Source organism: Olleya marilimosa CAM030, from assembly GCF_000518485.1.
GTDB lineage: Bacteria > Bacteroidota > Bacteroidia > Flavobacteriales > Flavobacteriaceae > Olleya > Olleya marilimosa.
Genome location: NZ_KI912443.1, coordinates 177,214 through 191,134 on the forward strand (window position 1 = coordinate 177,214; position 13,921 = coordinate 191,134).

Annotated in this window: 8 protein-coding genes; 5 read left to right on the forward strand and 3 right to left on the reverse strand. The window is 33.2% G+C overall.

The window, feature by feature from the left end; all coding sequences use genetic code 11:
- Positions 1-48: 48 nt before the first annotated feature.
- From M890_RS0114730 to M890_RS0114740, 3 genes are read right to left on the reverse strand one after another with little or no spacing between them, the layout of a single operon-like run.
- Positions 49-1,425, reverse strand: coding sequence for a SusF/SusE family carbohydrate-binding protein (locus M890_RS0114730; RefSeq protein ID WP_028284251.1), 1,377 nt, complete (start codon positions 1,423-1,425; stop codon positions 49-51).
- Positions 1,426-1,440: 15 nt separating this feature from the next.
- Positions 1,441-2,982: a RagB/SusD family nutrient uptake outer membrane protein gene (locus tag M890_RS0114735; RefSeq protein WP_028284252.1), complete on the reverse strand. Its 1,542-nt coding sequence runs from the start codon at positions 2,980-2,982 to the stop codon at positions 1,441-1,443.
- A 12-nt stretch (positions 2,983-2,994) separates the two neighbouring features.
- Complete coding sequence (locus M890_RS0114740) at positions 2,995-6,117, reverse strand: SusC/RagA family TonB-linked outer membrane protein (RefSeq protein ID WP_028284253.1); 3,123 nt, start codon at positions 6,115-6,117, stop codon at positions 2,995-2,997.
- Positions 6,118-6,385: 268 nt separating this feature from the next.
- Between M890_RS0114740 and M890_RS0114745 the strand changes: the two genes are divergently transcribed.
- From M890_RS0114745 to M890_RS0114765, 5 genes are all read left to right on the forward strand, one after another.
- Positions 6,386-7,426 (forward strand): LacI family DNA-binding transcriptional regulator, encoded by a 1,041-nt coding sequence (locus tag M890_RS0114745; protein WP_028284254.1) that lies wholly within the window; start codon positions 6,386-6,388, stop codon positions 7,424-7,426.
- Between the two features lie 132 nt (positions 7,427-7,558).
- A complete protein-coding gene (locus M890_RS0114750; protein ID WP_028284255.1) occupies positions 7,559-8,932 on the forward strand; it encodes an MFS transporter in 1,374 nt (457 codons plus the stop codon).
- Between the two features lie 3 nt (positions 8,933-8,935).
- Positions 8,936-9,592, forward strand: coding sequence for a beta-phosphoglucomutase (gene pgmB / locus M890_RS0114755; protein ID WP_028284256.1), 657 nt, complete (start codon positions 8,936-8,938; stop codon positions 9,590-9,592).
- A 60-nt stretch (positions 9,593-9,652) separates the two neighbouring features.
- Positions 9,653-11,959 carry a maltose phosphorylase MdxK gene (locus tag M890_RS0114760; protein ID WP_028284257.1) on the forward strand — a complete coding sequence of 769 codons (2,307 nt, stop codon included), beginning with the start codon at positions 9,653-9,655 and terminating at the stop codon, positions 11,957-11,959.
- A 20-nt stretch (positions 11,960-11,979) separates the two neighbouring features.
- On the forward strand, positions 11,980-13,899 hold the full coding sequence (locus tag M890_RS0114765; RefSeq protein ID WP_028284258.1) for a glycoside hydrolase family 13 protein: 1,920 nt from the start codon (positions 11,980-11,982) through the stop codon (positions 13,897-13,899).
- Positions 13,900-13,921 lie beyond the last annotated feature (22 nt).

The following is a 13,921-nucleotide window of genomic DNA, read 5'->3' on the forward strand; positions in this document are numbered from 1 at the left end:
AGCTTACCAAATAGGATGCTGCCTCTTAATTAATATTCAAATTAATTATTATTTAGTTATAAATACATATGTTGGAGCACTAGGATCTGTAAAATCTAATTTAATATCATAAACTCCAGCAGTTACAACAATGTTATTATCACTATCAGTATCTAATACACCATCAAGTGTTGCATCACCATAGTTAGTTAAAGACCAATCTTCATTTAAGCGTATTTTAATTTCGCCATCAATTAAGGTCACGTTTTCTGCTAACCATTGTGAGTCTGTTAAAGGTGTAAAAGTAGCATCAGGACCTGCGTTACCCCAATCATTATAACCAGAACCTACAACTCCCCATAAATCAGTTGGCACTAATGTGTAAGAAAAATCGTTTAAGTTTATAGTCATTAAATAGAATCCTGCAGTTACAGCAATGTTGTTATCACTATCAGTATCTAATACACCATCAAGTGTTGCATCACCATAGTTTGGTAATCCCCAATCTTGATTAAATCTAACTTTCATCTCACCATCAATTAGTTTAACACCTACTTTAAAAGTATCTGTTGTGTAATCATAATGGAATTTAGCATCAGGTCCAGCATTTCCCCAATCGTTGTATGCAGAACCAACAATTCCGTAAGAAAAAGCTTCAATAGTATAAGCTAATGTGTTTGTGTTAAATACAATTTTATAGTCTCCAGCAGTTACTGCTATGTTATTATCGTTATCAGCATCAAAAACTCCATCTAAAGTTGCATCTCCATAATTAGGTAGTGACCAATCATTACTTTGTCTAACTTTAAACTCTCCATCTTTTAAATTAACATAAGCTACCACAACATCAGGATCTGAAGTTGTGTAAAATGGTAAGTCTGGACCAGCATTTCCCCAATCGTTAGCTGCAGATCCTACAACTCCCCAAATAGATGGTTCTATTCCAGATCCACCACCACCATTAGTAGTAGGAGGTAAGTAAACGTTTAATACTTGTGGAAAAGACATTAACTCTGTTCCATTTCCAGTATCACCAACGTAAGCTCTTAATCTAAAAGTAATACTTCCTGCATTTAGCTCTGGTGTTGCAGGATCGTTATTTAAACCTGCTTCTTCCGCAATAGATAACATGTCTCCAATAGTCACAGCTAGCTCATTAGCACTTGTTGTTTCTACAACAACCATATCTGTAAAGTCTCCAGTTAATGAACGTTGTAGCTCATAAGACGTATTAGTAGGGACATTAAAATTAGCATCATCCCAAGTAAATCTTTCTGCGATGTTACTAGACGCTTGAGATGTTAAAACATATTGTTCTAAAAAAGAATTTGAAAAGGTAAAATCACCTGTTGGAGCTGCTGTGAAAACTAAATCATCGTCTTCTTGACAAGAGTTAAAGCCAATCATAGCGATAACTACAAGTAATAAAATTTTAAAATTTTTCATTGTTATTTTATTTAGTTAGTAACCTGTATTTTGTTGTAAATTTGGATTTGCTTCTAAAGCTGTTTGTGGAATAGGAAATACATTATATGTGTCAGGAATTGAAGTTCCGTTTAAAGTTCCACCTTTCCAAGGCCATAAGTAGCTTCCTCCTGTAAATTTTCCAAAACGAATTAAATCTGTTCTTCTGTGTCCTTCAAGGTTTAATTCTCTACCTCTTTCATCTATGATAAAGTCTAAGTTTAACTCTCCCATTGAAATAGTTGTTGCATGTGATCGTGTTCTTACTAAATTAACATAGTTTAAAGCGTCTGTCATGCTTGCTCCAGCTGCACCACGAAGTGCACATTCTGCATACATAAGGTAAGCGTCTGCTAAACGGTATAAAGGAAAATCTGTTCCAGAAAAACTTGTAGGAGTATATTCTGAATTAAATGTTGTGTTTCTAAATTTTGTTGAAGGATAACCATCTGTCCATACAGTGTAGTCATTCATTTCATAGTTGTGACCTTCAGTCCAAAATAAATCAGCTCTATCATCTGTAGATGTGTCTAAATCTCCAAATAATCCATACCAAGCTTTAGTGGCTCTGTGTCCTTGCCAACCTTCTGTTGCTCCAAATTCTGAAATAGTTATTGTGTCTGGACTTAAGCTTCCGTTTACAATATAAGTTGTGTTTCCATAACTTTGGCTTACAATTGGATCTGCGATTAGTGGATAAATAATTTCTGTAGACATATCATTATCTCCTGAGAAATTTTCAACAAAATTATCTGTTAAGGTATAACCACCTTCAGTAATAACTTTATTTACATAAATATATGCTTGATCATATCTTGGTGTCCCTGTATAGACTTCAGCATTTAAATAAAGTTTTGCTAATAACATGTCTACAACGTAGGTGTTTGCTCTTCCATAACCGTTAAAGGTTCCTATTAATGGTTCAATTTCTAAAAGTTCAGACTCTACGTAATTAAATAGTTCTTCTCTTGAAGATTCAGGTAAAAGTTCTGATTGACCAAAGTTTTCATCAGTAGCTAAAACACCTTTTCCAAAAACATCGATTACATAAAAGTAAGCTAGCGCTCTTAAAAATCTTACCTCAGATACAACTGACTCGCCAGCATCAGTGCTTGCGCTATTTAATACATTAAGTAAGTTGTTACATTGAGGGATTGTGTAGTAAGCTCTGTTATATAAATATCTAAAAAACTTATTATTACTTGTCCATTCTGATGTTGTTGTAAGTTGATCTAATCCATCATCTCCCCAACGATTTTTCATTCCGTCTGCAGTAAAGTCTTGTAAATTTACAATTCCTCTTAAAAAAGGAGATTCTCCTGCGTCGTCACTTATATCAGAACTTCCAGGACCACTTGGACCTGACAATGCAAATGATGCATATAGTCTAGATAAAATACCTTCTACAGCATTTGGATCATTTTCTAATAATTGTTCCAAAGTTAATTCTACTTTAGGCGCTGTGTCAAGGTCATCAACACAAGACGATAGTGTTGTAAATAACGCTAGCCCTAAAACTGTTAATATTATTTTTTTCATGTTCATAGTTTTTTAAAAATCAATATTCACACCCATGCTAATTGTTGTAGGTCTTGGATAGAAAGCACCATCAATACCACCATTATTTTCTGGATCTTGACCTTCGTAATTAGTAATAATAAATGGATTGTTAACCGATCCATAAATTCTCATACTTGTGTTTTTAATAAAATTACTATCAAAGTTATAACCTACAACAATGTTTTGACATCTTAAAAATGATGCATCTTGTAGGAAGTAATCTGAAAACTGAGTATTACCAATAACTTCATCAAACACAGGGTTAGCTGCACCATCATAAAAGTTTAAAACATTTGTAATACTTGTGTTGTTGTTTGGCTCTGCACTACCTGTGTGGCCATATCTTAATTCATTAAAGTCATAAAGTTTTCCGTCTAATTGTCCTCTAAAACTTGCTGATAAATCCCAGTTTTTGTAGTTAACATTTAGTCCAAAACCAAACGTCCAATTAGGTGCTAAAGCCTCAAAGTACTTATCGTCTTCTGTTATTTGATTGTCACCATTTAAATCTACAAAAGCACCAGGAATTGGGTTTCCAGAAGCATCGTATACTTGTTTAAATACACCAGCTAAACCAGGTTCTTCCCCTAATTTATTAAAAAACAAATTAGAACCTGTTCCTAAAAGACCTCCTCCAATTCTTAAAGTGTTTATACCACCTAAATCAGTTACTTCTGTTGTAGCGTAGCTAATGTTTCCGTTAAACGATAGGTTGAAATCTTCATTCTGAACAGGGTTAAGGTTTAGGTTAAGTTCAAAACCTTCACTTTCTGTTGTTCCTACGTTTTTAATAAATGAATCTGTTAAACCTTGTCCTGGCGGAATTAAAGCATCTGTTAATAGGTCTGTTGTCTCTCTCTTAAAGATGTCAAAAGAACCACTAATTAAGCTGTTTTTAAAGAAGTTGAAGTCTAAACCTAAGTTGTAAGTTGATGTTTTTTCCCAAGTTAACCCTGTTTGAAATGGTAATGCCGAATATAAATTAGCACCTGGAAGGTATTGACTGTTTTGAGATCCTACTGCAAAAAGTGGGCTAGTTGGATAAAACGTCCCAACTGCTCCTGAAATATTTTGTTGACCTGTCTTACCATAACCTAATCTTAATTTTAAGTCGTTTACAAAGTTAACATCCTTTAAAAAGTTTTCTTGTTTGATTTTCCAAGCTAAAGCTGCTGCTGGAAAAAATCCCCATGCTTCTTCTGCCCAAATATCATCGGTTACAAAAAATGACGAACCATCTGCTCTTAATGATACAGTTACTAGGTACTTGTCTAATATGTTTACGTTAGTACGTCCAAAAAACGATTGTAAGTTTTGATCGTTATAATATCTATTATTAGGGTTTTCTGGATTAAAATCTACTTCTCTAAAACCTGTATCTACGTTGTTACGGAAACGATCGCTATTTCCATCTGTTTTAAAGTTTTGGTAAGAATAACCCAATTGTACATCATATCTAGTTATTAAGCCTTCTTCTATATTTTTAGCATATTGTAAATACGAATCAAAAGTAGCGTTAGTAATGTGTTGTCTCTCTCTATAGCTAACACCTGGATTAAAAACTACTGCATTATCATTTGTAGTATCAATACCAAATGCAGAAATGGCATTATTGTCAAAGCTTTCTTTTATTTTAGAACGTGATGCGTCTAATCCAACATTTACAACCGCTTTTAATTCTGGTAAAAAAGGCATGGTATAATCAAATTCTACATTTCCTAAAAATCTGTAAGCTCTTTCAGGTCTTTCTCTTTGCTCTAATAGTGCTAATGGGTTTGATTGTCCATCAATTAATAATCTTGTACCATCTAAAGCTGTATTAGTATAGTATCCTCCAAAAATCGAATTATTATCATACACAGGTTTTGTTGGGTCAAAAACAATTGCACCTCCCAACGCACCACCTGCATCTGTAGCATTTTTATCTACAAAAGTTAATTTAGCATTGGCATCAATTTTTAAATTATCATTTAATAATTTTGGAGATAATTTAAAGGCAGCACTATAACGTTTATAATCGTCTGTTCTTACAACACCTTCTAAATCACTATAACCTACAGAAGCTCTAAAAGGTAATACACCTCCAAGGTTAGCTCTAACACTAAAGTTGGTATTACTAGAAATAGCAGTTCTTAAAATGGCATCTCTCCAATTAGTGTCATAAACAGCTCTGTTTTCTGTTCCCGTGATATTTCCATCCGTATCGTAAATATTTACCTGGATAATGCTAGAAGGTTCAGTGGTTGAAACTTCTCCAACTGGTACTCCTAATTCTGATTGGTATGTTGGATGATATTGTTTAATAAAACGAACATATTCTTCGCTATTCATCATATCTAAACCTTCACCTGCACTATCAACTGACACATTAGTGGAAAATGTATATTTTGCTTCGCCAGAAGTTCCTTTTTTAGTTGTAATAATAATAACACCATTAGATGCTCTAGATCCATAAATAGCAGTAGCAGAAGCATCTTTTAAAATAGAAAAGCTTTCTACATCATTTGGGTTAATTAATGATAAAGGGTTTGATACTCCAGCTGGATTTTGACCTCCAAGAGCAACACCATCAATTACAATTAATGGACTGTTATCGGCAAATAAAGATGCGCCACCACGTATTCTAATTGTTGGAGCAGAGTCAGGTGATCCACCACTATCGGTAATTCTTACACCTGCTGCTTTACCTCGTAATAATTGATCTGTAGATGTAATGGCTCCTTTATTAAAATCTTCAGAAGTAACAACATCCACAGATCCTGTTAAGTCTTCTTTTTTAACACTACCATATCCTATAATAACGACTTCTTCAAGTTGCGCAGCGTCCTCTACTAAACTTACATCAATTTTTGATTGTCCGTTATAAGTAATTTCTTGAGATAAATAGCCAATGTAAGAAAAGACTAATACATCTCCGTTTTCAACCTCTAGAGTATAATTACCATCAAAATCGGTTGCTGTTCCTCTGGATGTATCCTTAATTATAACATTAACCGTAGGTATTGGTAAGGCTGTAGCTTGTTCTGTAACTGTACCTGTGACTGTACTTTGCGCAAGTATAATCGTTGGTAAAAACAGTAAAGCTAATAGTAGCCTTTTAAAAATTGTTTTCATACAATAATATTAAGTTAGTTTAAATTTTAAATGTATATTTTTACTTCTCGATGATAAATCTATGTAAATTTTATGTTAATATTTTGTCACCTCTTGTATATCAGGCAACGAAAACGTTTTCGTGTTGACAACTTTTTGAGTATTTAAGATTATTGCCTACTAAATAATGAATTATCGTCATTTTTTAATGGATATTTGACCTAATCCAATAAGTTTAACCTCTTATATTTGATAAATCTTAATCAAGTATTTCATTTTTATTATACTTATGAAAAAAAAAATCACCCTAAAACAAATAGCTAGAGAACTAGATGTGTCAATATCTACTGTGTCTAAAGCACTTAGAAATAGTATAGAAATTAGTGAAGACACACGTCAAAAAGTACAAGCTTTTGCTAAGTTTTATAACTACAGACCAAATAATATAGCATTAAGTTTAAAAAATAGAAAGACTAAAACTATAGGTATTATTATTCCAGAAATAGTACATCACTTTTTCTCTAAAGTTATTAGTGGTATTGAGGCTGTTGCTAATAAACGAGGTTATAATGTTATTGTAGGATTGTCCAACGAGTCCTTTGCTAAGGAGGTAATTAACATGGAAATGTTAGCTAACGGAAGTATAGATGGTTTTATATTGTCTATAGCTAAAGAAACCTTGCAACAACAAGATTATCATCATTTTACTGAAACCATTAGTCAAGGTATGCCCATTGTTATGTTTGATCGTGTTGTAAATGATATAAAATGTGATAAGGTAATTGTAGATGATGCCCAAGGCGCAAAAAAAGCAGTGACAAAATTAATTCATAATGGTTGTAAAAATATCGCAATTATAACTACTAAAGATTACGTAAGCGTTGGTAAGTTAAGAACACAAGGTTATTTGGATGCTTTAGAGGCACACAAAATAAACCCTAAAGCGAGCTTAGTTTTAAAGGTTGATGACGAATTATTATCTGAAGACCATTTAGATTCTCTTGAAAAAGAAATAGAACACTTATTTAATAAAAACAAAAAACTTGACGGAATTTTTGCAGTTAACGAGCTTTATGCAATCACAGCAATGAAGGTTGCTAGAAAGCTTGGCTTAAAAATGCCAGAAGATTTGCAAATCATTGGTTTTACAGATGGTGTCTTGTCTAAACACGCTGTGCCAACTTTAACAACAGTAAGTCAGCATGGTCAAAAAATTGGTGAAAAAGCTGCCGAATTATTGATAAATAATTTAGAAAGAGAAGATGAAGAAGACATCTACGAAACAGTAATTATTGAAACTGAATTAATAGAACGTGAGTCCACAAAATAAAAAATTAACATTGCTCATTTAAAAACTTTTATATCTTTACAGCATTCAAAACTTATATTTTTACTTCTCAGGTAATATAGTTTTGATAGGTTTTTTCGCTTATCAAATAGTATCAACTAATAAAATACTATTATGAAAAAACGCACGCTTGGCTTTTGGGAAATCTGGAACATGAGTTTTGGTTTTCTAGGAATCCAATTTGGTTTTGCATTACAAGGAGGCTTCATGTCTCGAATATTTCAAACATTAGGAGCAAGTAAAGACGAAATCCCATTATTATGGATTGCAGCACCTTTAACTGGTTTATTGGTTCAGCCAATAATTGGTTACATGAGTGATCGTACTTGGAGTGTTAAATGGGGAAGACGTAGACCGTTTTTCTTAATTGGAGCAATCTTAAGTTCGTTAGCATTATTTTTTGTGCCTTATTCTCCAGCACTGTGGGTAGCAGCAGGATTTTTATGGATTTTAGATGCTTCAATCAATGTGTCCATGGAACCCTTTAGGGCTTTAGTAGCAGATAAATTACCTGACTCTCAAAGATCTTATGGATTTGTTGTACAAACCTTAATTATAGGTATTGGTACTTGGGTTGCTAGTAATTTACCATGGATGGTGTCTCAATTTGGAGTTAGCGATTCTGCAGACTCTGGTGTAATTACAGACTCAGTTAAAATTGCTTTTGCAATAGGCGCATTTGTTTTTTTAGCTAGTATCCTTTACACTGTTTTTACTACAACAGAATATCCTCCAGAAGACATGGAAGAGTTTAATCGCGAAAAAGCTAAAAAGAACAACTTCATTCCAGACATTTTAAATAATATTGGTAACATGCCATTAACTATGAAAAAATTAGGAGTCATCCAATTCTTTTCTTGGTTTGCCTTTTTTACTATGTGGAGTTTAGCTAATCCAGCACTTACAGAGCATGTGTTTAATACTCCTGCTCCAATAGAAAGTGCTTTTGATATGGCAGATACTGTGCAAAAAGCTGCATTTGACACACAAAATACAGCCTTTCAAAAATCATCAAATTTAGTAGGTTCAGCAATGGGTGTATATGGATTATCCTCTATGGCTTTTGCATTATTACTAGTGCTATATACAGCCAAAAGGCGCATAAACCGTAAGCTAGTACATATGGTATCACTAATGTTAGGTGGTGTAGGGTTTTTGTTAATGAATTATGCTTCACCAGAACACTTAAAGTATTGCTTTATTCTTATTGGTTTTGCTTGGGGAAGTATTCTGTCCATGCCATATGCTATGTTATCTAGTTCAGTAGACCCAAAAAAAATGGGTGTAATTATGGGAATATTCAACATGTTTATTGTAATCCCACAAATTATTGCAGCTCTTGGAGGTATTAATTTTATATCAAGTTTATTAGGAGAAGAAACAATAAATGCGATGACAGTTGCAGGAATTAGTTTAATAATTGCAGGTCTTTGCAACTTATTAATTACAAACAAAAATGCAATTTCATATCAAGCAGAAGAAATTTAAAAGATGAATAAAAAAGGATTCATATTCGATTTAGATGGTGTCATAGTAGACACTGCAAAATATCACTTTTTAGCTTGGCAAAACCTTGCTAAAAGTATAGATATAGATTTTACACACGAGCAAAACGAACAACTTAAAGGTGTTAGCCGAGTAAAATCATTAGAAAAAATACTGGAATGGGGAAATAAAACCATTTCAGAAGAGCTATTTACCTCGTTAATGGGTAAAAAAAATGAAGAATATCTAAGCTTCATTTCAAAAATGACAGATGAAGAAATTTTATCAGATGTACCAAGAGTATTAGATTATTTAATAGAAAAGGCACAGCCAATTTCCTTGGGTTCTGCAAGTAAAAATGCACGACCAATTTTAGAAAAAGTCCATTTGCTTTCAAAGTTTGATGCTATTGTGGATGGAAACGATGTTAGTAAAGCAAAACCAAATCCAGAAGTGTTTTTAATAGCTGCACAACATTTAAACATGAAACCAGAAGATTGTATTGTTTTTGAAGATTCTGTAGCTGGTGTTCAAGCTGCAAATACTGCAAATATGATTTCTATTGGTATTGGTGAAAAAGACGTATTACATGAAGCAGATTACATTTTTTCAGATTTTACTGAAATTGAAAATAGCTTTATAGAAGAATTAATAAATAGATAAAAAATGTTGAAAGTCACGCTTATTTTATTCAAAGTGATTTTCATCAAAAAAATATAAAAAATGAATCAAGATTATATACAACCAGACAATTGGTCTATAATTGAAGAAGGCTTTGATAAAGAAAGAGTAAAGTCGTCAGAAAGTTTATTTAGCATCGGAAATGGTGCAATGGGTCAACGTGCTAATTTTGAAGAACAATACACAGGTCCAACCTTTCAAGGAAGCTACATTGCAGGCGTTTATTATCCTGACAAAACCAGAGTTGGTTGGTGGAAAAATGGCTATCCAGAGTATTTTGCTAAAGTGCTAAATGCACCAAATTGGATAGGTATTAATATAGAAATTAATGGCGAACAATTAGATTTAAACACGTGTGTTTCGGTGTCTAATTTTAGACGAGAACTTAACATGCAAGAAGGTTGGTTGTCTAGATCGTTTACTGCAACACTTCAAAATAATTTAGAAATTGAAGTGAAAGCACTTCGTTTTTTAAGCTTAGATTTAGATGAGGTTGGAGCTATAAATTACCAAGTAACACCTTTAAACGGAGAAGCGACTATTAAGTTTCAACCGTATTTAGATTCAGGTATTACAAATGAAGATACCAATTGGGACGACCAATTTTGGGATACTTTAAACGTAAGTACAGAAAACGAGCAAGCGTTTATTGAAGCCAAAACCATGAAAACAGGTTTTCATACTTGTACATTTATGCAGTCTTCGGTTTTTGTAAATAATACAAAACAAGACCAAACACCAAAAGTAGATAAACAAGCAAACACTGTTTCATTTACGTATACAGTTTCTGTAAATGCAGGTGAAACTGCAAGCATCCAAAAGTTTGGTGGTTATACAGTAGATAGAAATCACGATAAGAATCAGTTAGTTTCAGCAGCTAAAAAAGCATTAGATACTGCTTCAAATTTAGGATTCAATGCACTTTTAAATAAGCAAAAAGAGGCTTGGTCAAAAATTTGGGAAATGTCAGACATTACCATCGATGGTGATGTAAAAGCACAACAAGGTATTCGTTTTAATATTTTCCAATTAAACCAAACCTATTTAGGTAAAGATTCTACCTTAAACATTGGTCCAAAAGGATTTACAGGAGAAAAGTATGGAGGAAGTACTTATTGGGATACCGAAGCGTATTGTATTCCTTTTTATATGGCTACCAAAGATCAAAAAGTAGCACGAAGCTTACTGCAATATCGTTATAATCATTTAGAAAAAGCGATTGAAAATGCAGAAAAATTAGGTTTCAAAAATGGAGCTGCTTTGTATCCAATGGTAACCATGAATGGTGAAGAATGCCATAACGAATGGGAAATTACCTTTGAAGAAATCCACAGAAATGGAGCCATCGCATTTGCCATTTTTAACTACTATCGTTATACAGGAGATTACAGCTATATTCCAGAAATGGGATTGGAAGTGCTTATCGGAATTGCTAGATTCTGGCAACAACGCGCAACCTTTTCTACAGACAAAAATAAGTATGTTATTTTAGGTGTTACAGGTCCTAATGAATATGAAAACAACATCAATAATAACTTTTATACCAACTATTTAGCTAAATGGTGTATTGATTATGCTTTAGAGCAAATCGAAAAAGTAAAAGAAGGTCATCACGAAGATTATTTGCGTATTGCTGGAAAAACAAAGATTACTCACGAAGAGTTACATACTTGGAAAAAAGTAGCAGATAACATGTTTTTTCCTTATTCTGAAAAGCACCAAGTATACTTACAACAAGATGGCTTTTTAGATAAAGAATTAATTACGGTTGCCGATTTACCAAAAGCTGATAGACCAATAAACCAAAAATGGAGTTGGGACCGCATTTTACGTTCGCCATACATCAAACAAGCAGATACGTTACAAGGCTTTTACTTCTTTGAAGATCAATTTACAACCGAAGAATTAAAGCGTCATTTCGATTTTTACGAGCCATTTACAGTACATGAAAGTTCACTTTCTCCTTGTGTACACAGTATTCAAGCTGCTAAATTAGACCAAATGGAACAAGCGTATACCTTCTATTTACGTACCTCTCGTTTAGATTTAGACGATTATAATAAAGAGGTAGAAGAAGGCTTACACATTACCAGTATGGCTGGAACTTGGATGAGTATTGTAGAAGGTTTTGGTGGTATGCGTGTTAAAAACGATACGTTACATTTTGAACCTCGTATTCCTAAAGAATGGGAAGCGTATTCATTTAAAGTAAACTTTAGAGATCAAATTTTAAAAGTGAATGTGTCACAATCTGAAACGACTTTCGAGTTAGAAGGTAATACAGATTTAAACATTCAAGTAAATAATAATTTGGTAACGGTATCTCCAAATAATTTGGTGAAAATTTAAAACTAAACACACTAATTAAGATGAAAAAAATAATACAGATAGCATTAATCATTTTAATTAGTGTTAGTTTTTCTTGTGAAAATAAAACTGAAAAACTAACAACTTATGAAGTTGTAACTGGAGTTAAAAACGACATTGAGCGTATAGAACCTCCACACTGGTGGACAGGTTTTACTAATACACAAGTACAATTATTGGTGAAGCATCCAAACATTTCGGAAGCAACACCTAGTATAAATTATGAAGGCGTTTCTATTAAAAAAGTGCATAAAGCAGATAGCCCTAATTATCTGTTTTTAGATTTAAATATTTCAGAAAGTGCTAAAGCAGGACAATTCAATATTCATTTTAAATTTAATGAAGAAAAGGAACTCGTTCAAACTTACGAAGTAAAAGCACGTTTAAAAGAGGCTTCCGATTATCAAGGTTTTGATAGTACAGATGCTATTTATTTAATCACTCCAGATCGTTTTGGAAATGGCGATACTTCTAATGATATAAAGGAAGGTTTAAAGGAAAAAACCATCAATAGAAAAGACGATTATGCACGTCATGGTGGTGATTTACGAGGTATTATTCAGCATTTAGATTATATAGAAGATATGGGTTTTACACAAATTTGGTCGTGTCCTTTATTAACTAATGATATGCCAAGGTCTTCGTATCATGGTTATGCGATGACCGATTTTTACCAAGTAGATCCACGTTACGGAAGCTTAGAAGAATACCAAGAGTTAGCTACAAAAGCCAAAGAGAAAGGTATGGGTTTAATCATGGATCAAGTTGCTAATCATTGCGGAAGTGCACATTGGTGGATGCAAGATTTACCGTTTAAAGACTGGGTGAACCAACAAGACAGTTTTGAGAATAATAAACCATTAAATAATTCCAACCACAGACGTACCAGTAACCAAGATTTGTATGCTTCCAAACGCGATAAAAAAGAAATGGCAGAAGGTTGGTTTGTACCAACAATGCCAGATTTAAATCAGCGTAATCCGTTTATGGCAAACTATATTATTCAGAATAGTATTTGGTGGGTTGAAACATTAAATCTTAGCGGAATTCGTCAAGACACCTATCCTTATCCAGATAAAAATTTCATGTCTAATTGGGCAGGAGCTATCATGAACGAATATCCTAACTTTAGTATTGTTGGTGAAGAATGGAGTACCAATCCGTTATTAATTGCCTATTGGCAAGAAGGTCATGACAATAAAGATGGTTACGATTCTAATTTAAGATCGACTATGGATTTTGCTATGCAAAAAAATACGGTCGATGCTTTAAATGAAGACGAAAAATGGGATACTGGATTGGTGAAAATATATGAAGGGTTGGCTAACGATTTTGCCTATGCATCACCAAAAGATATTATGGCATTTCCAGATAATCATGATATGAGTCGCATTTTTACACAGCTAAAAGGAGATGTGCCAAATACCAAAATGGCATTGAGTTATTTACTGACTTTACCTAGAATTCCGCAAATATATTATGGTACAGAAATACTAATGCATGACTTTGAAAAACCTGGCGATCATGGTTTAATTCGTACCGATTTTCCAGGAGGTTGGCAAGGAGATGCTGTTAATGCATTTTCAGGTGAAGGCTTAACAGATGCACAAAAAGACATGCAGTTATTCCTTAAAAAAGTATTGAATTATAGAAAATCTAGTGATGCCATCCATAATGGAAAAACCATTCATTTTGCTCCATTTATGGGAACATATTTTTTATTTAGAGTGATTGAAGGTGAAACGTTTGTTCATATCATAAATAAAAATGAAGAACCAATTACTATCGATTTAAATCGTTACGAAGAAGTCGGTTTAAACGGAAAAACATTAAAAAATATCATCACTGGTGAAACTTTCAAGTGGCAAGATGAAATTATCTTAAGCGAAAGAGGAAGTTTGTTATTAACCACAAAAATATAATTGGTTGTCATTCCGCACTTGA